This is a genomic window from Glutamicibacter nicotianae (genome assembly GCF_002797775.1).
In the GTDB taxonomy this organism is placed as follows: Bacteria; Actinomycetota; Actinomycetes; order Actinomycetales; family Micrococcaceae; genus Glutamicibacter; species Glutamicibacter nicotianae.
Genome location: NZ_PGEY01000001.1, coordinates 2,680,825 through 2,703,252, shown reverse-complemented (window position 1 = coordinate 2,703,252; position 22,428 = coordinate 2,680,825). Strand labels below are relative to the sequence as shown.

Below are 22,428 nucleotides of genomic sequence, written 5' to 3'. Positions count from 1 at the left end.
GTACACCAAGGAGGGTCATGTCCGAGCCAGAACGCAGCCGGATCTCACGCTGGCTGCTGCCGCACGGCAGCGAGCCCGACCCGCGCTTCACCCTTGCCAACGAGCGCACCTTCCTGGCCTGGGTCCGCACCTCATTGGCGTTCCTTGCCGGCGGCACAGCGCTGGAGGCCTTCGCCGCCGAGGCGTTCCCGTCGCCGCTGCGCACCTGGCTGGCGGTGCTGGTGATCGGCGTCGGCATCCTGATCGCCGCCGGGGCCGCGGTGCGCTGGGTCCGCGTGGAACGCAGCATGCGCACCGGCCGCCCGCTGCCGATTCCCGCCATCGTCCCGCTGCTGGCCTTCGGCGCGGTGGTCGCCTCGCTGGCGGCCATCGTCATGATCTTCTGGTCGCTCGGCTCGTGAAGAACGAACCCGTCGAGATCGCCGATGCGGGCCTGCAGCCCGAGCGGACCATCTTCGCGTGGAATCGCACGATGGTTTCCTTTCTTGTGGTCTCGGCCGTTTTCCTGCGCTGGCTGCCGCACTACGGCATCGGCATGATCCTGCTGATCGCGGTGTCCTCGTCGATGGCTCTGGGAATCCTGATCTCGCAGCGTGCGCGGTATCGGCGCATGGCCCTCGGGGTCAAGCATGAGAAGGTCCAGGCGGACGTGGTGGCGGTGCTGATGACCACGCTGGCGCTCTGCGCGCTGGGCGGATATGCACTATTCCTGGTGCTCAGCCCGAACTAGTCAGGGTGCGACCGCGTGCAGTTGATGCCGCTGCTTAAAGCATCGGAAAATCGACGGATCCAATTCCCCTCAGCAGGCGTACAGTGGAACTACCGGTTCAGCTCGAATTCGCCGTAAAAGGGGATGATTCGCGATGCAGGCTGAGGCTAGATTCAAGATGCCGTTCAATTTCGCCCAGGTGGTGATTGCGGCTTTCGGGGCCATGTCGCTGAGCGTCTTGGCCTATTTCATTGCCAGGGTCATCGGAGCATCCATGGAGTACTCCGGCGGCTTGTTTCAGAATCTGGATTTCATCCATATCGTGCGCTTCACCGCCCCGCCGATTCTCGTTCTCGGGTTCCTGACCTTCTTGATCGGCCGGGCCAAGCCGGGGTTCTGCCGCCTCGCCCAGGTCATCGGCGTTGCAGTCGTGCTGGCCTCGGCGGTGGTGCAGTGGTTCTTCGCCGAGGACTGGGGGACCGCCCTGACGGTGACGCTTATGCACCTGGTGGTCGCGGCATCCTGGTATATCGCGGTGAACTACTCGAACAGGAAGTTCAACGAGATCGCGGAGCTGGAAAACATATAGCCATGCTAAGTGTCGAGGTTCTCACGGGTTATTGAGAGCCGCGGCACAGGCGGTCAGGAATAGAATGGTTGAGAACTTTCAACAATTCTAGGAGCGCCATGACGGCTCAGGGACAGCCCAACAGCCCATTCAATTTCACTCAGGTGATTATCGGTGCGCTGGGTACCAGCTACCTGAACGTCATCATTTTCTTCCTGGCTGGCGCCGCTGGAGCATCCCGCCGGATCGGTCCGAATCCAACCGATGTTGTCGCCTTCGACCACCTGCTTCAGTTCACCTTGATCCCGATCCTGTTCTTCGGCCTGGTGGTATTCCTGATTGGACGGGCAAACAAGGACATTTGCAAGATCGCGCAGTGGGTCGGCCTGGTTATAGCTGTCGCATCGATCGCCTTCCCGATCATGCACGCAGCGGATGCAGCTACCGCAGTGGGCCTGAGCCTGATCCATATCGTGACCGGCATCGGCTGGTTCTTCTCCGTGCACTACGGCAACAAGAAGCTGCACGTTCCTTCCAAGGACGTAGCAGTGGCTTGAGCCTGATGCGCAAAACCTCGCAGAACGATCAGCAATGAGCTGCTCTGCAAGGTTGTTGCGTTAAGCGGCTGTGCCGCAGTGGTGCCGTGTGGTTACACCCCGACTTGTTCGAGCTGCGGATCTTCGTAGGCCTTGCGCATGCGCGGCAGGAACAGCAGGCTCACGGCCGCCGAGAAGCACAGCACCGCGGCGGTGATCCATGCGGCCAGGTAGCTGCCGGTGGTTTCCCGCGACAGCCCCGCGGTCAGCGAACCTGCGCCGGCACCGATCATGTGGAAGGCGAAGACCCAGCCGAAGACCACGGTGGCCTTGACCGGACCGAAGTACTGGCGGCAGAGCACCACCGTAGGAGGCACCGTGGCCACCCAGTCCAGGCCGTAGAAGATGATGAAGATCCACAGCAGCGGCTCGACGGTGGGACCCATCAGCGAGTGCAGGAACATCAGCGAGAGCCCGCGCAGCGCGTAGTACACCGCAAGCAGCAGCCACGGGCGTACACGGTCGGTCAGCCACCCGGAGAACACGGTGCCGAGGATATCGAAAATGCCAACCAGCGCCAGGAGCCCGGACGCGGTCGTGGCCGGCATGCCATGATCATGCGCCGCAGGGATGAAGTGCGTCTGCACCAGGCCGTTGGTTGACCAGCCGCAGATCCAGAAGGTCATCGCCAAGACCCAGAATGCCGGGTAGCGCGAGGCAGAGAACAGGGCCTTGAGCGTCGCAGCGGCCATCGAGCCCTGCTGGGGTTCGGCTGCCGGCGTGTCCACGGCATCGGTTGCGCCATAGGGCAGCACCCCGGCTTCGGCAGGGGAGTTGGCAAAGGGCCAGCGCAGCAACGGAATGATCAGCACCGCGAAGACGGCAACTACCAGGGCCGCGATCCGCCAGGAGTACTGCTCGATGATCACCACGATGCTTGGCAGGAACACCAGCTGGCCGGCGGCGTTCGCGCCGGAGAAGATACCCATCACCAAGCCGCGGCGTTCGGAGAACCAGCGGTTGGCCACCACGGAACCGAATACCAGAGCCATCGCCCCGGTTACCAGACCAACCAGCACGCCCCAGAGTATCCATAACTGCCAGATTTGGCTGATGAACACCGATAATCCGGCGCCCGAAGCCACCAGCGCCTGGGCAATGGCAGCCACCTTGCGCATGGAATAGCGTTCCAGCAAGGTCGCGGCGAAGGGTGCTGCCAGGCCGTAGAACACCAGGTTGATGGTCACCGCCGTTGACAGCTGGGAGCGGAGCCAGCCGAATTCAGATTCGAGCGGTTCGAAGAACGCGCCGGTGGTGGAGCGGAATGCCGCCGTGGCAACGAGTGCCAGTGTGGTCACGATGGCGACCAGCCACGCTCGGTGGATCCGCGATGGTTTCCGGGAACTCAATCGCACGCTCCTTATAGACGATGCTTAAAGCATTGCAGCGGCTTTGGCGGGCATTGAAGTTCATGACACCCGTGGAACAAATATTGACACTCCAAGGTGATGGAGCGTCTTGCATTACCGGGACTTGCTGCAATTGCCGAAGCGCAGTGGCCGCAGGGTTCGCTAGGCGGGGTCGCCTTTGCCGGAGTTCTGGCGCCGGTTGCGAGGCCACCGGTCCTGCGCGGGCAGTGCACCCAGCGCCTGCCGCGGGAAGGTTTTCGGCTTGGACCCGGAGGGCAGCTCATCCTTGCCAAGCGGATCCGCCAGGTCCGTCGGGCCAGCTGATGCGTGGCTTACTGGGCTCGTCTCGGAAGTCTGGGCGGTGACCGGGGCATCGCGGATCACCGGCATCCTGCGTGGAGGCAGCGGGCGTTGGTGGTGCACCAGATAGATCAGCATTGCCAGGGCCTTGTGCATGACCACGATGGTGAAAATCACCGCTCCGGCATAGCAGCCCCAGGCGACCAGGTGCAGCGTGGTCACGTTCAGGACGTTCAGCTCCAACGTGCCGTTTAGCATCATGACCGCGCCGATTTGCCCGATCACTACACCGAGCACGGCTAGTGAAATCGCAAACCAGAAGTACACCAGGGCATCGGCACCGGGTTTCTTCACCACAGCCATGTGAACCTCCGTTGGCCAGCTGTCGGCGGTCATTGCTACACACTTTAGTGCATGGCGGAAAACGGGTTATCTGCCCAAGGCGGCCCGGGCTTGGCGCAGCAGCGGTTCGTCGACCATCTGTCCCTCGAAGGCAAACACCCCCGGATTCTCCTTGGCCGCGTCAAGGATCCGCCGTGCACGATCCAGTTCTGCTTCAGTGGGCGCGAACGCCTCGCGGATGACCGGCATCTGGTTGGGGTGGATCGAGGCCTTTGCCGCGAATCCCGAGGCCTTGGCATCGCGGGACTCTGCGCCCAGGCCTTCCAGGTCGGGGATGTCCAGGTACACGGAATCAATTGCCGCCTTGCCGTGGGTGGCCGCATGCAGCAGCACCTGCGACCGCGCGAACCGCGCCACCTCGCGGTAGCTGCCGTCCTCGCCACGGGAGGAGGTGCCGCCGAGCGAGGCGATCAGGTCTTCGGCACCCCACATCAGTGCGACGACATTCGGCGCCCCGGCGATCTGTCCGGCATTGGTGATGCCCTTGGCAGTTTCGCATAGCGCAAGCACGTCGTATCCGGCCAACGCAGACGGATCCTTCGAGGACTCGCACTTGGGCAGCATCACGGTGTGGTAGGCGGTCTGCTCCAGCGCTTCGAAGTCCTTGGCGAAGTGCTCGCTGTCCACCGGGTTCACGCGCACAATCACCCGTTCGGGATCCAGCGGGGTCTCCACCAAGGCTCTGCGGGCAGCGTCCTTGTTCGCGGGGGCCACCGCATCTTCCAGGTCGATGATGACCGCGTCGGCGCGCTGCGCCGCCTTGGCATAGCGCTCGGGGCGGTCTGCCGGACAGAACAGCAGGGAAGGACCCATCAGGAAGCTAGCCATTGGCATTTTCCCCCTTGGCTTCCAGTGAGTCCTGATGCGCTTGCCTGGTCCACATCAGGCAGGTGCGGGTGGCGGTTGCCACGATGTCGCCGTGCTGGTTGCGGCCCGTGTGCGTCATGGACGCCAGCCCCTGGCCGGGGCGCGACTTGGATTCGCGCAGCGCGGTGATCTCGGTTTCGGTGTAGAGCGTATCGCCGTGGAACATCGGATGCGGGAACTTCACGTCGTTGATGCCCAGCTGCCCCACAATGGTGCCTTCGGTCAGCTGGCCCACCGACTGCCCGATCATCGTGCTCAGCGTCAGCAGCGAATTGACCAGCGGCTTGCCGAAGGGCTGGGTGGAAGCCCACGCGGCATCCAGGTGCAGGCCCTGGTTGTTCATGGTCATCGTCGTGAACGCGACGTTGTCCGCCTCGGTCAGGGTGCGCCCGGGCTTGTGCACGTAGGTGGCTCCGAGCTGCAGCTCGTCGAAGTAGAGGCCGCCGCGCTGCTCGAGGCGGGTGGGGGTTTTCTCGCTCATGCGTCCTGCTCCTGATGCTTCGCTTCGGTTGTGCCGGTTGGCTCGGTTGGTTCCACGGTGGCCACGACCTGCTTGGCCTTGACCAGATCCCCGGACTTCAGGCCGGTCATCCGCACGATGCCATCGGCGGGGGATAGGAGCTGGTGTTCCATTTTCATCGCCTCGATGCTCAGCAGCAGCTGGCCGGCGGCGACCTCATCGCCATCGGCAACCTGCACGCTGATCACGGTGCCGGGCATGGGGGATTCGACATGCGGGGACAAGGTCCCGGACTCGATGGCGAGGGTGACTAGGTGGCGTTCGAGGACTTCTCCGCGGGAAAGCTTGCGCACCGCCGCGGTCCACCCGTCTTCGCACAGCCACAGCGTGCCGTCTTCGGCGAAGGCGTGCTGGAGTGCTGTGCGCTGGCCGTTGACGGACAGGGTTCCATCCGGTTCCTGGCGCACAGTGAATTCTTCGCCGCCTACTCGCACCAAGCTGGCATCCTGCTCCCTGAGCAGCGCGGTCTTGCCCTCGGCCTCCTCGGCATCGAAGTACTGGATGCTGGCCCGGCGATGCTGGGACCGCCAGCCATCGCGCAGGCCCCACGGAGTGTTCGCCGCGGGGCTCCGCCGTTCTTCCAAGTGCGCTGCCAGTGCTAGTTCGCGGGGCCCGAGCTTGCGGAAGGCGAACTGGTCCAGCTTCCGCTCGATCAGGTTGGTGTCCAGGCGTCCGGCCGCCACATCCGTATCCGCCAGCAGCAGCCGCAGGTACTCGCTGTTGGCCAGCACGCCCAGCACAACGGTGCCGGCCAGCGCCTGATCCAGCCGGACCAGCGCCTCGGTGCGGTCCTCGCCCCACGCGATGAGCTTGGAGAGCATCGGGTCGTAGTGGGCGCTGATTTCCAGGCCGTCGCGCAGCGAGGAATCCACGCGGACATTCTCCGGCTCGCTCACGCGCAGCACGGTGCCCACCGATGGCAGGAAGCCGGAGGACGGGTCCTCGGCGTAGAGCCGGGCCTCGATGGCATGGCCGCACAGCGCTACCTGGTCCTGGGTGAAGTCCAGCGCCTGGCCGGCCGCGATGCGCACCTGCCACTGCACCAGATCCAGCTTCTCGCCGTTGACCCGCACGACTTCCTCGGTGACCGGGTGCTCCACCTGCAGGCGGGTATTCATTTCCATGAAGAAGAACTCGTCGGGGTTCTGGTCGCTGACCAGGAACTCGACGGTGCCCGCGCCGACGTAGCCCACGGACTGCGCGGCGGCTACCGCGGCGGCGCCGATGCGCTCGCGGATCTGCGCGCCGTGCTCCAGGTTCTCGAACAGCGGGGCGGGGGCCTCCTCGATGACCTTCTGGTGGCGGCGCTGCAACGAGCATTCGCGTTCGCCCAGGTGCACGGTGTTCCCGTGCTTGTCGGCCAGGATCTGCACCTCGATATGGCGCGGATTGCGCACCAGCCGCTCGAGGAACAGGGTGTCATCGCCAAACGCGCTGCGCGCGGTGCGCCGGGCGCTGGCCAGCGCCTCGGGCAGCTGCGCGTCGGATTCCACCGCGAACATGCCCTTGCCGCCGCCTCCGGCCGAGGGCTTGATCAGCAGCGGGAAGCCGACATCCGTGGCGGCCGCGAGCAGCTGCTCGTCGCCCAGGCCGGGTTCGGCGATGCCGGGAACCACCGGCACCTGATGGGAGAGCACATGGTTCTTGGAGCGGATCTTGTCGCCCATCAGGTTGATCGAGTTCACCGGCGGGCCGATGAAGGTGATGCCGGCGGCTTCCAAGGCGCGGGCGAAGTCCACGTTCTCGGAGAGGAACCCGTAGCCCGGGTGGACCGCCTGGGCGCCGGTGTGCCTGCAGGCGGCGATCACCGCGTCGATGTCCAGGTAGCTTTCATTGGCCGGGGCCGCGCCGATGCGCACCGCGCGGTCGGCTTCGGACACATGCAGCGCCCCCGCGTCGGCATCGGAGTACACGGCGACGGATTCGATGCCCAGGCGGCGCAGGGCGCGGATGATGCGCACCGCGATTTCCCCGCGGTTGGCGATCAGGACGGTATCAAAGAGCTTGGCAGTCATGGTTCTTTCCTCGCACTACATCCGGAAGAGGCCGAAGCTTGTCTCCGGCAGTGGCTGGCGGGCGCAGACATCCAAGGCCAGGCCGAGCACCCGGCGGGTATCGGCCGGGTCGATGACCCCGTCGTCCCATAGCCTGGCGGTGGAATAGTAGGGGTTGCCCTGGGTTTCGTATTGCTCGCGGATTGGCGCCTTGAACGCTTCCTCTTCCTCATCGCTCCAGCTGCCGCCGGCGGCTTCGATCCCGTCGCGCTTGACCGTGGAGAGCACCGAGGAGGCTTGGGCCCCGCCCATCACCGAGATGCGCGCGTTCGGCCACATCCACAGGAATCGCGGGGAGTAGGCCCGGCCGCACATCGAGTAGTTGCCGGCGCCGAAGGAGCCGCCGATGATCACGGTCAGCTTGGGAACCCGGGCGGTGGCCACCGCGGTGACCATCTTCGCCCCGTGCTTGGCGATGCCGTCGGCTTCGTAGTCGCGGCCCACCATGAACCCGGCGAGGTTCTGCAAGAAGAGCAGCGGGATGCCGCGCTGGTCGCAGAGCTCGATGAAGTGCGCGCCCTTCATCGCGGATTCGGAGAACAGCACGCCGTTGTTGGCGATGATGCCCACCTGGTGCCCGTGGATGCGCGCGAAGCCGGTGACCAGGGTGGTGCCGTATTCGGCCTTGAACTCGTGGAACTTGCTGCCATCGGCGATGCGGGCGATGACCTCGTGCACGTCGTAGGGGGCGTTGACATCCACCGGCACCACGCCGGCCAGTTCGCTGCCCGGGTAGAGCGGCTCGGCCGCCTGCTCCTCGATCTTCCAGGCGGGGGCCGGGTTGGCCGGCAGGGTGGAGACGATATCGCGGATGATCATCAGCGCATGCTCGTCATTCTCGGCCAGGTGGTCCACCACGCCGGAGGTCTTGGCATGCAACTCGCCGCCGCCCAGTTCCTCGGCCGTGACGATTTCCCCGATGGCCGCCTTCACCAGCGGCGGGCCGCCGAGGAAGATCGTGCCCTGGTTGCGCACGATCACCGTCTCGTCGCTCATCGCCGGCACGTAGGCACCGCCGGCAGTGCAGGAGCCGAGCACCGCTGCCAACTGCGGAATCTTGCGGGCCGAAAGCTGCGCCTGGTTGTAGAAGATGCGCCCGAAGTGCTCGCGGTCCGGGAACACCTCGTCCTGCATCGGCAGGAACGCTCCGCCCGAATCCACCAGGTAGATGCACGGCAGGTTGTTCTCCAACGCGATTTCCTGGGCGCGCAGGTGCTTCTTGACGGTCATCGGGAAGTAGGTGCCGCCCTTGACCGTGGCGTCATTGGCGATGACCAGCACGTGCCGCCCATGCACCAGGCCGATGCCGGCAATTACTCCGGCGCCGGGGCTCGCGCCGTCGTACATGCCCTCGGCGGCCAGCGGGGCGATTTCCAGGAACGGCGAGCCGTCATCCAGCAGCACGTCCACCCGCTCGCGGGGCAGCAGCTTGCCGCGATCCACATGCCGTTGCCGGGATTTATCGGAGCCGCCGCGCGCGGCGCGTTCCAGCCGTTCATGCAGTTCGGCCAGCAGCGGCGCCTGGTCGGCGGCGTTGCGTTCGAACTGCTCGGAGTTCAATTGGGAGGAAAGGGTCTTCACGAAGTCAGTCCTTGCTGGTCGGTTCGCTGGCGATTACCTGGGGTACGGGCAGCTGCTGCGGGGGCAGCGGGAATTCGTCGGGCACCGCGAGGATGCGCATGGCCAGGGAAATGAAATTCAGTTGCACTTCGGCCAGCGAGAGCCGGCCGTCCTTGCGGTACCAGTGCGAGACGCCGGTGCCCATTTCCATCAGGGCCAGGCGGGCGATGCCCAGGTCCGCGGTGCTGAAGCTGCCCTGGCGCTCGCCGGCCTGAAGCGCGTCGGCGAAGAGCTGCTCATAGGCGTCGCGCAGCGCCTGCATCTGCTCGCGGGCGGCGGGCGACAGCGCGCGCATCTCGTATTCGGTGACGCGTGCGGTGCTGGGGTTGGTGGCGGTGAATCCGACGTGGAAGGCCACGAGCAAGGCGAGCTGGCGCACCGGGTCGGTGCTGCCGTCCAGCGCCTGCTTGGCGCCGGAGATCATGGCGGACAGGCAGTCGTTCATGATGCCCAGCAGCAGGTCTTCCTTGCCGCCGACGTAGTGGTAGAGGGTGGCCGAGTTCAGTCCCACGGCGCTGCCCAGTTCGCGGATGCCCGTGGCGGCGAAGCCGCGCTGGGCAAAGCAGGCTACGGCTGCTTGCTGGACCTTTCCAAGTTCCATGGACACCACCTTGTGACTCAAAAGCCAATCAATCGATTGACAGTCCCCATCCAACCGAAGAACGGCTGTGGTGTCAATCACAGCCTCCTGTTGCTGGCATATTAAATCTCGACGAAATATGACGCCTGCTATTCATGAATCAAATGCATAACAATAGACTGCTTGATGTTATTTACTGACAAGCTATAGATAATCCGGCTTTTCAGCTCATCAGACGCCACAGGAAGGCATGATGCCGCAACCCGAATCAGCAACCCCAAATGCAACGATGCAACCTCGACCGGCCCTTCGCGTCGCGGTCTGCTCGCCGGCGCTTCCGGGTTCCTTGCCCTGGCCGGACTGGCAGCCTGCGCTTCGCCGCAAGCCCCCGACGCGGATCGCGCGCATCTGGCCGAACCGCCGCAGACCCCCGACGAAGTGCTGCAGGTGCTGCGCGCCGGAAACCGGCGCTATTGCGCCGGCAAGCCGGAGCACCCCAATCAGACACTTGACCGGCGCAGCGATCAAGCCGAGCACCAGAGCCCCTTCGCATTGATTCACGGCTGCGTGGATTCCCGCGTCACCCCCGAGCTCCTGTTCGACCAGGGGATTGGAGACCTGTTCGTCACCCGGACAGCCGGTGCCGTGCTCGATGACACCTTGGTGGGCAGCATGGAATTCGCTGTCTCCAGTCCGTATTCGGTACCGCTGCTGGTGATCCTCGGGCACACCGCCTGCGGCGCGGTGACGGGCACGCTGAAGGCGATGGAGAAAGAAGCCGGGAACCCGCAGTTGCCCGGGGAGATGGAAGACTTCGCCGCACAGATTGCACCCGTAGCCCGCACAGCAGGAGTCGAGGGATCGGGAAGCGAAGCGGTGGACACGGTGGTGCAGGCCAATGCCCGAGCCGTGGTTGAGCAGCTGCTCGAGCGCTCTGCCATCATCCGCAAGGCGGTGGAAGAACAGCGGACCCGGGTGGTGCCGGCGGTCTACGACCTGGAGACCGGAGAGGTGAGCTGGCTGGAGGGCTGACCATCCGGAGAAATCCAACTCCCGGGCTTATCGGCACGGTGCCGCCATGCAGCCGCAGCGGCACTGGTACTCTCGACGCTGGATGCCATTGCAGCATTCGCCAGTGACCAGTCCGCAGCCAGCTGCGGTGAAAGGCCCCATGACAGCCACCGAATCCAGTGCCAACTCCCGCGCCCGTGCAGCAGTCGCTGCCCTGTTCCTCACCAATGGAGCGCTTTTTGCCAATATGGCGCCGCGTCTTCCCGAGTTGAAGCGGGAACTGGGATTGGACACCGCAAGCTACGGCTTGCTGGTTACGGCGTGGCCCATCGGGGCGATCTTTGCCGGGTTGGCCGCCGGTGCGCTGGTGCGCCGATTCGGTTCCGCGCAAGTTGCCGTCTTCGGAACCATGGCTACCGGTGCGGCATTGCTCGCCGCCGGCAGCGCCCCGGGGGTGCTCTGGGTGGTGCTGGCTTTCGCAGTGGGCGGTGCAATGGACTCGATTACGGATGTCGGGCAGAACGCGCACGGCTTGGTGGTGCAACGTCGATATGGACGTTCGATCTTGAACTCCTTCCACGCCTTGTGGTCTGTCGGAGCGGTGCTTGGCGGCTTGATGGCCGCCGGGGCGATCCAGCTGCACCTGGCGCTGCCGGTGCATTTGGGCATATCGATGGGGCTGTTTGCAGTGGTGGCACTGATCGCATTGAAATTCTGCCTTCCCCGGTCTGCTGAACAGGCGGCCATCGAACCCGTTGCGCCGCCGGCTGCCGAGGCCATCCTGACCGCGCGCCCAGCAGGGTCCCGCGGCCGGCTGCTGCTGATGATGAGCGCCCTGGTCTTGATCTCCGTGGCTGGAGTGATGGTCGAGGATGCCGGAAATTCCTGGTCGACACTGTATCTGGGTGAGCTCGGGGCACCAGCGGCGCTGGCGGCCAGCGGGTTCATCGCCTTGGTTGGCGCCCAGTTCGTTGGCCGAATCCTCGGCGATGGGATGGTCAACCGCTTTGGCCAGCGCAGCATGGCCCAGTTCGGCGGCGCGCTGATAGCGCTCGGCATGGGCTTGGCTTTGCTGTTCCCCAGCGTGCCGGGCACCTTGCTGGGATTCGCGGCGGCTGGATTCGGCTCGGCAACTCTGGTCCCGGCGGTGATGGACCAAGCTGACAAGCTGCCAGGCCTGTCCCCGGGAACTGGCCTGAGCATTGTCTCCTGGCTCATGCGATTGGGCTTCTTGCTCTCGCCGCCACTGGTCGGATTCCTTGCCGAGAATGTCGGGTTGCGGCTGGCGCTGCTGGTTTTCCCCATTGCGGGTCTGATAGTGCTGATTTGCTCGCCGGTGCTGCGCGGACAGAAATCACCTGAGGACGGGGCCGTGCAGTAAAGCAGTCGCGACTAGCGCTCATCTCGAATACCTGCGGATAGGCTTGGAGCATGGAAGATGCGCTGAAGAAGATCAGCTGGCCGGTACGCACCGAGCGGCTGAGCATGCGCCGGGTGACGCCGGATGATGTGGAAGCAATCTGGCGCTACCGGCAGCTTGCGGAAGTTACGCAGTGGATCACCGCTGGTCCTGGGACACTGGAAGATTTCCGCGCCATGTTCATTGCGAAGGACTATCCGCTGAAGGACCTGGCGGTGGAACTGGATACCGGCCAGGGGACCGAGCTGATTGGCACGGTCATGCTGGATATCGTCGATGGCTGGGGGCAAAGCGAAGTTGAGCATAGTGCCAAAGGCGTTGAGGGAAACCTCGGCTGGAGCTTCGACCCGGCCTACGGCGGCAAGGGCTACGCCACCGAAGCCGTCCGTGCTGCCATCGGCCTGTGCTTCGGCCCTCTTGGCTTGCGCCGGGTTACTGCCGAATGCTTCGCTGCCAATGAGCCATCGTGGAAATTGATGGAGCGCTTGGGGATGCGCAAGGAATTCCACGGCCGCAAGGACAGCCTGCACCGCAACGGGGAATGGATGGATTCCATGGCCTATGCGCTGTTGGCCGAGGAATGGACGGACTCGACTTCCTGCTGAAGGGGCTCTTCGAGTTTTAGCATGGGAACCTCATCAAAGTTGCCGAGACACAGCAAGACCCCGTGACCACTGACGGTCATGGGGTCTTGCTGTACTGAAATTTCGCGAACTCAGTAGTACACCGCCAGCGGGCCATTCGGGCCCGGAACGACGTTGACTGGGGTCTCGAAAACTTCGCTGAGGATTTCGTCCTGCATGATCTGCGCTGGGGTGCCGAAGTGCACCACCTTGCCCTGCTTCATGGCGCAGATGTAGTCCGCGTAGTGCCCAGCGAAATTGATGTCGTGCAGCACGATCACGATGGTGCGGTTCAGCTCGCGGGCGGCACGCTGCAGGTGCTGCATCATCACCACGGAGTGCTTCATGTCCAGGTTGTTCAGCGGCTCATCGAGCAGCACCGTATCGGTGTCCTGGGCCAGGACCATGGCCACATAAGCGCGCTGGCGCTGGCCGCCGGAGAGCTCATCGAGGTAGCGGGCTTCCAGTTCGCCCAGATCCAGGAAGTCGATGGAGCGCGAGATGATCTCTTCATCGGCCTGGGTCAGCCGGCCCTTGGAGTGCGGGTAGCGGCCGAAGCCCACCAGCTGGCGCACGGTCAGGCGGGTGACGAAGTGGTTCTCCTGTCGCAGGATCGAGACGATCTTGGCCAGGTCCTTGGAGTTGGTCTTGGACACGTCGTAGCCGGAGACCTCGATGGAGCCCTGGTCGATGCCCAGCAGGCGCCCGACCATGGTGAGCATGGTGGACTTGCCAGCTCCGTTCGGGCCAACCAGCGCGGTGATCCCGCCGGTGGGGATTTCCAAGCTGACCGGGCCGATGGAGACCGTGGAGCTGTACTGCTTGCTGACGGAATTGAGGGTAATCACAGCCGGCCCTTTCGCAGGATGAAGATCAAGAAGGTAATGCCGCCGACGGCTTCGATGATGATGCCAACCACGCCTTCGGCGTAGAAGACGTTCTTCATGATGAAGTAGGCGCCGGCCAGGACCACGAAGCCGATGAGGAATGACATCGGGTAGATGAAGCGGTGGTCATAGGTGTCGGCCAGCTGGTAGGCCAAGGTGGCCACCAGGAAGCCGAGGAAGGTCAGCGGGCCAACCAGCGCGGTAGTGACGGCCATGAGGATGGAGATGAAGAACAGGGACTTCATGACTTCGCGGCGGTGGTTGATGCCCAGGTTGATGGTGGTTTCCTTGCCCAGGGCGAGGATGTTCATCTTCTTGGAGGACAGCACCAGGTAGCCGCCGGCGATCAGCACCAGCGGGATGGCCACCGGCATGTAGCTCATGTCGGCGTTGGCCATCGAGCCGAAGAGGCGTGCGGTGAGCACGTCGAATTCGCTCGGGGTCAGCAGGCGCTGCATGAACGTGGCGATGGAACCCAGCCCGGTGCCGATGATGATGCCCACCAGCAGCATGATCTGGATGTTGCCCAGCTTGCCGGACAGCAGCCAGCCGTACAGCGCCACCGACAGGCCCACCATGATCGCCACTTGCAGCACGAACTGGCTGACCCCGGTAAAGAAGGTCACGCCGGCCACGCCCAGCACGAAGACCGCGCCGGTCTGCACCACGCGGTACAAGGCTTCGAAGCCCATGATCGATGGGGTGATGATGCGGTTGTTGGTGACCGTCTGGAAGGCGACGGTGGCGATGGCCTGGCAGGCCGCCACGATCACCATGGTCAGGATGTTGCTGGCGCGCAGCTTGGCGATGATCCAGAAGCCGTCGGAGCCGAACGGCATGGGGTTGTCCCATGCGAGCAGGCCGATGCCGAAGAACAGGGCCAGCCCGACCATGATGGACAGGGTGATCCAGTAGCGCTTGCGGACCTGCTTGGTGGGAAGCGGTCCTGCGCTGCGGCCGGCGTGATGGGTGCCCAACGCGGGGTGAGTCATGAGATTAGCCAATTTTCCGCTGCCTCAGGAGCAGGAAGATGAAAACGACGGCGCCGAGCACGCCCAGGATCAGCGAGACCGGAACCTCGAACGGCATGATGATGGTGCGGCCTACAAGATCGCAGATCGTGGTGATCGCGATGCCCAGCAGGCAGACCCAGGGCAGGTTGCTGCGCAGGTCGTCGCCGCGGACCATCGAGACGATATTCGGCACGATCAACCCGAGGAATGGCAGATTGCCAATCACCACGGTGACCACGCCGGTGGCGACCGCGATCAGCGCGGTGCCCAGCAGCATCACCTGGCGGTAGTTCAGGCCCACGTTGGTGGCGATTTCCTCGCCCAATCCGGCCACGGTGAAGCGGTCGGCAACGATGTAGATGGCTACTGCCACGATGGCCACGATCCACAGCACCTCGTACTGCCCGCGGATCACCGAGGTGAAGGAGCCGGCCAGCCAGATGCCCATGGACTGCAGCTTGTCGGTGGACAGGGCGAAGAAGGTTGAGAAGGCGCCGACCACGGAGCCTAGCATGATGCCCACGATCGGCACGGTCAGCGAGGCCTTGAGCGAAACCCGCTGCAGGAACAGGAAGAAGATCATGGTGCCGATGAAGGCGAAGGCAATCGCCACGCTCATCTTGGCCAGCAAGGTGGCGGTGGGGAAGAAGACCAGCATGGTCAGCAGGCCAAGGCCAGCCCATTCGGTGGTTCCGGTGGTGGTCGGCTCCACGAAGCGGTTCTGGGTCAGCAGCTGCATGACCAATCCGCTCATGGCCATGGCGGCACCGGCAAGCACCAGTGCGATGGTGCGCGGAATGCGGGTGACAGCGAACATCATCCCGCCGTCATCCTGGCCGAAGATGTCGTAGACGCCGGTGAACAGGGAGAACGCCAGCAGCACGAGCACCGCGAGGATGCCCAGTGCGAGTTTGCCGGTGAGGACCTTGCTCTTGGTCCGGACCGGGAGGGTCGTGCTTGTCATAATGCCGCCGTGGAAATATGTGGTGGGAATACAGCTTTAGTGGCGAAGCCGGAATCCGGCTTCGCCACTAAAGGCCAGGGGAGGTCAAGACGCTTACTTTGCTGCTTCCAGAGCGTCAGCGAAAGTGTTCAGGAACTCGGTGTAAGTCTGGATGCTTTCGTTGGTGTAGGTGTCAGCCGGCATCACGACAACCTGGGCTTCCTTGGCGGCGGTGACGTTCTGCAGCGCTTCGGAGTTCTCCAGCAGTTCCTTGGCAGGCTGGTAGTCGGCACTGTCAGCGCCAACAGCTGCGTCGCGGTCCATGACGATGATCCAGTCAGGGTTCGACTTGGCGATGGCCTCGACCGAAACGTCGTCGCCCTCATGGTCGGTGGAGGACTCTTCGAGCTTCAGTGCCGGGGTCAGGCCCAGGAAGTCGAACATCGGGCCGACGGTGCGGCCGGTGGTCGGAGCCGAGTAGCCCAGCTCGCCGCCCGAGGCAATCAGGCCCATGACGGTCTCGTCCTTGTCGTAGGCGTCGGTTACGCGCTTTTCAGCAGCCTGGAATTCCTCGACGAGCTTCTGGGCCTCGGCCTGCTTGCCGAAGACTTCGCCCAGGGTGGTGACCTGGCGTTCCAGCTCGGTGTTGAATGGCTCGCCTTCGCGTGGGTCAAGGGAAACGATGGTGGCTTCCGGAGCCAGTTCCTTGAACTTCGGTGCGTGCTGGGTGTAGCGCTGTCCGTTGATGATCAGGTCAGGTTCTACGGTGACGACTGATTCCAGGTTTGGTTCCTTGTGGCTTCCCAGATCCAGGATGTTCTCGTCCTTGGTGTAGGAGATGGTGTCCGGCATCAGGGACACGGCGCCTGCGGTGAGCTCGATGCCCCAGGAATCAAGGGTCTCGAAGGTGCGGTTGTCGGTTGCAACGACGGACTTGGCGGGAACCGGGATGGTCTTCTCGCCTTCGTTGTCGGTGATGGTGACAGTCTTGGCGTCGCCGGCCTTGGCCTCGGCAGCGGTATCGGTTGCGGATCCGCAAGCGGTCAGGGACAGTGCGGCGATGCTCAGCAGTGCGGCAGCGCGAAGCTTCATGGAGGACATTTATTCCTTCTTCGAACAGCAACCGACGTTGGTTGCGCTATTGAGTGATCTGTTACTTAGCTTAGCCTTATCTGAGCTAATTAAGCTAAGTCGCCCTTATGTTAGCCCGGTCACTTTAAAGCGCTGTTTAGCAAGGTTGATCGACGCGAAGCTTGGCATTTGCTGAACCTAACCCCAGTTGACTGGGAGATTTCCGAGAAAAATAAAAACCATCAGCCTTGTTTAATTAGACTTGAAACGCCTCGGAAATTGTGTCGCCGAGCGTCATAATTTGCGCCAGCAACACTTTCCATGATGGAAATATGGCCGATTCCTTCCCTCTGTCAGCCGAAAATTCCTCCGGCATTCCTTAGCCGAGCCCATGTCGGCAGAAGTTGAAACAGGCTGGCCCGGCATTAAGAGCACGAGGAAATCCTTGATGGATCTGCTCGAGCGGCCGGCGGCGGAAAATCCGGCGGGCCAGGGCGATCTACTCGGAAAATGCGGGGAGCAGGCTAATGCTGCTCGTGCTTGGCGGAGCTGAGCACCAGCTGTAGCAGCTCCTGGACCTCGGCAGCGCGGGACTGCCAGTAACCGGTATCGAGCCCGAAACCGAGGGACGCTTCATCGGCACGTTTCTTGAAGTAGTCCCGATGGTCTTCAAGGGCATTGGCCAAATCTGCGAACTGGTCGTTGCTGAGTTCCAAATTCAGGGTTTTATGCTTCATGAGCTTCATCCTCGGTTGAGTGCGAATGCTATAAAGCAGAGAATACGCCGATTGCCAGCAAGAATGCTGTCAATTGAGCTGCCACTCAGGAAGAAGTCGCCGGCGCGGGTAAAGGGAATAGGCTCAAGGCAGGCCTCGTTGTGCCAGATACGAGCATCAACCAGAAGGAGCAATTCATGGCTGAAGGAAATCGAGTAGTACTCATTGGCGGACACGGGAAGGTCGCCCTGCTGGCGGCTCCCAAGCTGGCTGATCGCGGCTACGCGGTCGATTCACTGATCCGTAACCCCGAGCACGCCGCCGACATCAAGGCAGCAGGTGCCAAGCCGGTGGTCCTCGATATCGAGAGCGCCGAGGTGGACCAGCTGGCGGAAGCCTTCACCGGTGCCAGTGCCATTGTGTTCTCGGCGGGAGCCGGCGGCGGCAACGAGCAGCGCACCCGTGCCGTGGATTACGAGGCGGCAGTGCGATCCATGAAGGCTGCCAAGCAGGCCGGGGTGGACCGTTTCGTGATGGTCTCCTATAGCCGTGCGCTGGTCGACGTGGACAACCTGGACCCGTCCAACTCCTTCTACCCCTATGCCAAGGCCAAGCACGACGCGGATGCCTTCCTGCGCGGCACCGACCTGGACTACACGATTCTGGGGCCGGGCGCGCTTACTTTGGAGCCTGCAAGCAAGCATGTGGTGCTGGCCGACGAGGCGGGGAACCTCAAGGATTCGGACGCTGACGGCGAGGGGATGCAGACCTCCCGTGAGAATGTCGCGGAAGTGATCACCCATGTGGTGGCCAACAATGCGGCACGCCGGACCACGGTGAACTTCTACGACGGCAAGATGCCGATCGTCGAAGCGATCCTCTAGGGTGTGCGGCATAGAGGTCCGCGGCTTCCACTGAGTGGATGCCCGGGCTTCTGCTCGCAGGCACTGAGTGGGATCATGTGCCCATGACCAAACTAGAACCTGCAGCGAACCACTACGGACGCGATGTCTCGGCCAGGATTGGAAGCGCGGCTCCCAATCTGTTCGAGCAGTACCCGTTGCTGGCGGCGCTGTGGGAGAACGCCAAGGACCTTCTAGCGGTTCGGAGCAATGACACCCACACGCTGTATTCGGTGTCCATTGCCCATCAGCTGCTGGAGCACCACCCGCATGCGGAGGCCAAAATCGTGTTGCCGGCCATGCTGCTGCACGACATCGGCTGGTCTGCCGTTGATCCGGACCTCGTGCTCAGTGCGATCGCGCCGGGTGCGGGCAACCCGGAACTCGTGCTGCAGCACGAAAAGGAAGGCGCCAAGCTGGCGGCGCGGCTGCTGGAAAAACATGATGTGGCGCAGGAAGATGTCGAGCGCATTATCCATATCATCGACGGCCATGATTCCCGCGCCGAATCCACCAGCATCGAGGATTCCCTGGTCAAGGACGCGGACAAGCTCTGGCGGCTGACCGGCCATGGGCTGGACACCATCATGGACTGGTTCGGGCTGACCCGCGCCCAGGCGTTAACCCTGGTGGAATCACGGGTTGCCGGACAGCTGTTCACCGAGCCGGCCCGGAGCATGGCCAGCGGATTCATCGCGGTCCAGCGCGCCAGCATGCTGCCGCAACGGCTCGTGCTCGACGGGCAGTAGCCGCCCGAACCGCGGCGAGCCCGCAGCAGTGCGCCCGGCCGGTTGCCCAAGAGCGACCATGCCGGAGGGCTACTGTTGGGTTATGCCAGCGGATTATGCGAGGGCATGAGCAGATTTCCAACAGGAGGCATAATGGCCGGTGGCAGTTCGCAGCCAGGGCGCAGCGTCACATCGAAGATCCTCGCGATCCTTGCCGCCTTCGAGACAACCAGAAGGTCGCTGAGCCTGACCGAAATTTCCGCCGCGGCCGACCTGCCGCTATCCACCACCCACCGGCTGGTGGGCGAACTGGTGGATGCCGGGATGCTCAGCCGCTCCGCCAACGGCGGCATCCAACTCGGCCTGCGCCTCTGGGCGATCGCCCAGAACACCGGCCGGCAACTTCGCGACACTGCCCGCCCGTATGTGCAGGACCTGTTCTCCTTGACCGGCGAAACCAGCCAGCTGGCCATCCGCGACGGGAACATGTCGCTGTACATCGACCGCGTCTACGGCACCAAGCGCATTGCCCGGGCCTCGCGGGTCGGCGGGCGACTGCCGCTGCACGCCACCGCCGTGGGCAAGGTCATTCTCGCTTTTTCCGAATCGTGGGTCGCCGACGCCTATCTGGAACTGCCCCTGCAGCAGATGACCGCGCATACCCGCAGCAACCCCAAGCAGCTGCGCGAGGAGCTGGAGCGGGTCCGCGAGAAGGGATATGCCACCACCAATGAGGAGGTCCGGCTGGGCACCTCGTCGATTGCGGTCCCGGTCTTCCACACCGGCCGCCTGGGCTGTTCCATCGGCCTGGTTATCCCGACCTCCCATGCCGCGAACATGGATCGCTTCCTGCCGGTGCTCCAGGGGACGTCCCGGCGGCTGGAAGCCGCAACCGTGCATATTCCGCTGGAAACCTTGCTGGGCATCGTATCCGGCCCCGACATGAATGTTCCCGAGGAAGATCCGTCGGAAGAAGGATAGCGGGCAGGAAAGACAGCTTCCACTGGATGGAAGTTCCCGCTATGCCGCGGGGTGTGGGGTAGGTAACACTTGGGTTAGTGAACGTGGCGCGGAGCACACCGTGCCCCATCGATTTCCCAAGGAGCAGTTCCATGACGAGCACCCCAGCCATCTCGGGCGGATGCCCAATGGGCTTCGGCGCCGAAGCGCCGGCCGGCCATCACGGGTACGAGCCGTTTGCAATGGAGAACCCCTTCCCGTCCTACGCAAAGATGCGCAGCGAGCAGCCGGTCATGTTCGACGAGCGAACCGGCCTGTACGTGCTCACCCGCTATGACGACGTGAAGGCGGTCTTCGAAGACTGGGAGACCTTCTCCTCGGAGAACGCGCAGGCTCCTGTCCGCAAGCGCGGCCCGCAGGCCACCAAGATCATGAATGACGGCGGATTCACCACCTACTCCGGCCTGTCCGCCCGCCGCCCGCCGGAGCACACCCGCATCCGCGCGATTGCGCAGAAGGCCTTCACCCCGCGCCGCTTCAAGGCGCTGGAGCCGATGATCCGCGAGAACGTGCGCAGCGCCATCGAGCAGATGCTCGCCCGCAGCGACGGGCATGCGGAAATCGTGGCGGACCTGGCCTACTCGCTGCCGACCATCACCATCGTGACCCTGATCGGCGCCGACATCTCCAAGGTCGACACCTACAAGCGCTGGAGCGACTCCCGTGCGGCCATGACCTGGGGCGACCTCAGCGATGAAGAACAGATCCCGCACGCCCACAACCTGGTCGAATACTGGGACGAGTGCCAGAAGCTGGTCGCCGAAGCCCACGCAACGGAAGGCGACAGCCTGACTGCCGACCTGGTCAAGGCGCAGAACGAAGGTGCGGAGATCACCGATCACGAGATCGCCTCGCTGCTCTACTCGCTGCTGTTCGCAGGCCACGAGACCACCACCACGCTGATCTCCAACTGCGTGCGCGTGCTGCTTGAGCACCGCGACGCCTGGGACGCGCTGGTTGCCGAGCCCAAGCAGATCCCCAAGGCCATCGACGAAGTGCTGCGCTATTCCGGCTCCATTGTCGGCTGGCGCCGCAAGGCGCTGAAGGACACCGAGATCGCCGGCGTGCAGATCCCCCAGGGTGCAGAACTATTGCTGCTGATGGGATCGGCCAACCGCGACGAATCCCGCTTCGAGAACGGCGAGGACTTCGACATCACCCGCGCCAACGCCCGCGACCACCTGTCCTTCGGCTTCGGCATCCACTACTGCCTGGGCAATATGCTCGCCAAGCTGCAGGCGAAGATCGCGCTGGAGGAACTGGCCAGCGCGCTGCCGAACCTCCAACTGGTGGATGGCGATGCCATCACCTTCCGCAAGAACATTTCCTTCCGCGTCCCCGATTTCGTGAACGTCACGCTGAACGCGGATGCCGATTCGCTGAAAGAGGCCTAGAGATGAGCAACAACGAATTCATTGAGTTCTTCGACGGCGGCAAGGAACCGACCCTCGACTCGCTGGGCGGCAAGGGCGCTTCCCTGGTCACCATGACCGCAGCCGGCATGCCGGTTCCCCCGGGATTCGTGGTCAACACCGAAGCATTCCGCACCTTCATGCACTCGGGCCTCTCCGAAGAGATCGCCGAGCAGCTCAAGGGACTGGACCCGGAGGACGTGCAGGCCGCTGACGCCGCCAGCGCGGCCATCCGCGAAATGATCATCTCCCGTCCGGTCCCCGAAGAGCTGGGCAACGCGACGAGGGAGGCCTACGCGCAGCTGCAGTCCCGCTTCGAGAGCGAGGTGCCGCTGGCGGTGCGTTCCTCGGCCACCGCGGAGGACCTGCCCGACGCCTCCTTCGCCGGCCAGCAGGACACCTACCTCTGGCTCAACGGCTACCGGGAGGTTGCAGACCATATCCGCGCCTGCTTCGCCTCGCTGTACACCACCCGTGCGATCATCTACCGGATCAAGAACCAGATCCCCGACGAAGGCTTGTGCATGGCGGTGGTCGTGCAGAAGATGGTCAACGCCAAGAGTGCAGGCGTGGCCATGACCCTGGACCCCACCAACGGCGACCGCTCCAAGATCACCGTGGACGCCTCCTGGGGCGTGGGCGAAATGGTGGTCTCGGGAACTGTCACCCCGGATAACATCCAGCTGGACAAGGTCACCCTGGCAGTGATCCACGAGCATATCGGCGACAAGCATGCCGAGATGGTCCCCGACGCGGCAACCAACACCCTGGTGGAACACGTCGTGGAGGAAGCACGGCGCACCGTGCGTTGCCTGTCCGATACCGAACTGGCAGCCGTGGCCCAGCTGGCCAAGCGCGCCGAGAAGCACTACAAGGCGCCGCAGGATATCGAATGGGCCATCGACGCCGACCTGCCCGAGGGCGAAAACCTGCTGCTTCTGCAGGCCCGTCCGGAAACGGTCCATTCGGCCAAGACCCCGGAAGCCAAGCCCAAGAGCACCGGCTACTCCTCATCCCTTGGATTCGGATCCATCACCGCATCGCTGACCAAGATCAGCGGCTAGCACGCATCGCAATTCCCACCCGAGCCTTCCCTTACCCCTTGAAAGGGTGCATG

The 22,428-nt window shown here is 63.6% G+C and carries 24 protein-coding genes; 12 read left to right on the top strand and 12 right to left on the bottom strand.

Going from position 1 to position 22,428, the window contains the following annotated elements; all coding sequences use genetic code 11:
* Positions 1-17: 17 nt before the first annotated feature.
* From ATK23_RS12590 to ATK23_RS12575, 4 genes are all read left to right on the top strand, one after another.
* Complete coding sequence (locus ATK23_RS12590; RefSeq protein ID WP_066143268.1) at positions 18-401, top strand: YidH family protein; 384 nt, start codon at positions 18-20, stop codon at positions 399-401.
* Positions 398-730 carry a DUF202 domain-containing protein gene (locus tag ATK23_RS12585; protein WP_066143271.1) on the top strand — a complete coding sequence of 111 codons (333 nt, stop codon included), beginning with the start codon at positions 398-400 and terminating at the stop codon, positions 728-730. Before ATK23_RS12590 ends, ATK23_RS12585 begins: the two co-directional genes overlap by 4 nt.
* A 157-nt stretch (positions 731-887) precedes the next feature.
* Positions 888-1,298: a DUF6069 family protein gene (locus tag ATK23_RS12580; RefSeq protein ID WP_245858413.1), complete on the top strand. Its 411-nt coding sequence runs from the start codon at positions 888-890 to the stop codon at positions 1,296-1,298.
* A gap of 98 nt (positions 1,299-1,396) precedes the next feature.
* The gene (locus ATK23_RS12575) at positions 1,397-1,834 is read left to right on the top strand and encodes a DUF6069 family protein (protein ID WP_066143277.1); all 438 of its coding nucleotides are present in this window, start codon (positions 1,397-1,399) and stop codon (positions 1,832-1,834) included.
* A gap of 92 nt (positions 1,835-1,926) precedes the next feature.
* On the opposite strand, the gene ATK23_RS12570 is transcribed toward ATK23_RS12575, so the two are convergent.
* From ATK23_RS12570 to ATK23_RS12540, 7 genes are all read right to left on the bottom strand, one after another.
* Complete coding sequence (locus ATK23_RS12570) at positions 1,927-3,228, bottom strand: MFS transporter (RefSeq protein WP_066143279.1); 1,302 nt, start codon at positions 3,226-3,228, stop codon at positions 1,927-1,929.
* A gap of 156 nt (positions 3,229-3,384) precedes the next feature.
* Entirely contained in the window at positions 3,385-3,918 is a 534-nt protein-coding gene (locus tag ATK23_RS12565; RefSeq protein ID WP_066143281.1) for a hypothetical protein, read from the bottom strand.
* Positions 3,919-3,951: 33 nt separating this feature from the next.
* Positions 3,952-4,752 carry an HpcH/HpaI aldolase/citrate lyase family protein gene (locus tag ATK23_RS12560; RefSeq protein ID WP_066143282.1) on the bottom strand — a complete coding sequence of 267 codons (801 nt, stop codon included), beginning with the start codon at positions 4,750-4,752 and terminating at the stop codon, positions 3,952-3,954.
* On the bottom strand, positions 4,745-5,272 hold the full coding sequence (locus ATK23_RS12555) for a MaoC family dehydratase (RefSeq protein WP_066143284.1): 528 nt from the start codon (positions 5,270-5,272) through the stop codon (positions 4,745-4,747). Before ATK23_RS12555 ends, ATK23_RS12560 begins: the two co-directional genes overlap by 8 nt.
* Positions 5,269-7,326, bottom strand: a complete 2,058-nt coding sequence (locus tag ATK23_RS12550) for an ATP-binding protein (protein WP_066143290.1) — start codon at positions 7,324-7,326, stop codon at positions 5,269-5,271. The genes ATK23_RS12555 and ATK23_RS12550 overlap by 4 nt, the downstream gene beginning before the upstream one ends.
* 15 nt (positions 7,327-7,341) lie before the next feature.
* Complete coding sequence (locus ATK23_RS12545; protein WP_066143293.1) at positions 7,342-8,946, bottom strand: carboxyl transferase domain-containing protein; 1,605 nt, start codon at positions 8,944-8,946, stop codon at positions 7,342-7,344.
* Positions 8,947-8,950: 4 nt separating this feature from the next.
* Positions 8,951-9,586 (bottom strand): TetR/AcrR family transcriptional regulator, encoded by a 636-nt coding sequence (locus ATK23_RS12540; protein WP_066143296.1) that lies wholly within the window; start codon positions 9,584-9,586, stop codon positions 8,951-8,953.
* A gap of 426 nt (positions 9,587-10,012) precedes the next feature.
* Here ATK23_RS12540 and ATK23_RS12535 point away from each other — a divergent pair, with 426 nt between their 5' ends.
* From ATK23_RS12535 to ATK23_RS12525, 3 genes are all read left to right on the top strand, one after another.
* Positions 10,013-10,597 carry a carbonic anhydrase gene (locus tag ATK23_RS12535; RefSeq protein WP_211286069.1) on the top strand — a complete coding sequence of 195 codons (585 nt, stop codon included), beginning with the start codon at positions 10,013-10,015 and terminating at the stop codon, positions 10,595-10,597.
* A gap of 139 nt (positions 10,598-10,736) precedes the next feature.
* Positions 10,737-11,957, top strand: coding sequence for an MFS transporter (locus ATK23_RS12530; RefSeq protein ID WP_066143450.1), 1,221 nt, complete (start codon positions 10,737-10,739; stop codon positions 11,955-11,957).
* A gap of 50 nt (positions 11,958-12,007) precedes the next feature.
* Complete coding sequence (locus tag ATK23_RS12525) at positions 12,008-12,601, top strand: GNAT family N-acetyltransferase (RefSeq protein WP_066143311.1); 594 nt, start codon at positions 12,008-12,010, stop codon at positions 12,599-12,601.
* Positions 12,602-12,711: 110 nt separating this feature from the next.
* On the opposite strand, the gene ATK23_RS12520 is transcribed toward ATK23_RS12525, so the two are convergent.
* The 5 genes from ATK23_RS12520 to ATK23_RS12500 form a co-directional block, all read right to left on the bottom strand.
* Positions 12,712-13,467, bottom strand: a complete 756-nt coding sequence (locus ATK23_RS12520) for an iron ABC transporter ATP-binding protein (RefSeq protein WP_066143314.1) — start codon at positions 13,465-13,467, stop codon at positions 12,712-12,714.
* Positions 13,464-14,498 carry an iron chelate uptake ABC transporter family permease subunit gene (locus ATK23_RS12515; RefSeq protein WP_066143316.1) on the bottom strand — a complete coding sequence of 345 codons (1,035 nt, stop codon included), beginning with the start codon at positions 14,496-14,498 and terminating at the stop codon, positions 13,464-13,466. Before ATK23_RS12515 ends, ATK23_RS12520 begins: the two co-directional genes overlap by 4 nt.
* Positions 14,499-14,502: 4 nt before the next feature.
* A complete protein-coding gene (locus ATK23_RS12510; RefSeq protein WP_100339284.1) occupies positions 14,503-15,483 on the bottom strand; it encodes an ABC transporter permease in 981 nt (326 codons plus the stop codon).
* Between the two features lie 93 nt (positions 15,484-15,576).
* Positions 15,577-16,563: a siderophore ABC transporter substrate-binding protein gene (locus tag ATK23_RS12505; RefSeq protein ID WP_066143322.1), complete on the bottom strand. Its 987-nt coding sequence runs from the start codon at positions 16,561-16,563 to the stop codon at positions 15,577-15,579.
* Positions 16,564-17,057: 494 nt separating this feature from the next.
* Entirely contained in the window at positions 17,058-17,270 is a 213-nt protein-coding gene (locus tag ATK23_RS12500) for a hypothetical protein (protein ID WP_038992925.1), read from the bottom strand.
* Positions 17,271-17,446: 176 nt separating this feature from the next.
* Between ATK23_RS12500 and ATK23_RS12495 the strand changes: the two genes are divergently transcribed.
* The 5 genes from ATK23_RS12495 (at position 17,447) to ATK23_RS12475 (ending at position 22,375) form a co-directional block, all read left to right on the top strand.
* Positions 17,447-18,133, top strand: coding sequence for an SDR family oxidoreductase (locus ATK23_RS12495; RefSeq protein ID WP_066143451.1), 687 nt, complete (start codon positions 17,447-17,449; stop codon positions 18,131-18,133).
* Between the two features lie 83 nt (positions 18,134-18,216).
* The gene (locus ATK23_RS12490) at positions 18,217-18,900 is read left to right on the top strand and encodes an HD domain-containing protein (protein WP_066143325.1); all 684 of its coding nucleotides are present in this window, start codon (positions 18,217-18,219) and stop codon (positions 18,898-18,900) included.
* A 132-nt stretch (positions 18,901-19,032) separates the two neighbouring features.
* A complete protein-coding gene (locus ATK23_RS12485) occupies positions 19,033-19,860 on the top strand; it encodes an IclR family transcriptional regulator (protein WP_052253976.1) in 828 nt (275 codons plus the stop codon).
* Between the two features lie 131 nt (positions 19,861-19,991).
* Positions 19,992-21,293, top strand: coding sequence for a cytochrome P450 (locus ATK23_RS12480; protein WP_066143328.1), 1,302 nt, complete (start codon positions 19,992-19,994; stop codon positions 21,291-21,293).
* A 2-nt stretch (positions 21,294-21,295) separates the two neighbouring features.
* A complete protein-coding gene (locus tag ATK23_RS12475) occupies positions 21,296-22,375 on the top strand; it encodes a PEP/pyruvate-binding domain-containing protein (RefSeq protein WP_066143332.1) in 1,080 nt (359 codons plus the stop codon).
* Positions 22,376-22,428: the final 53 nt, after the last annotated feature.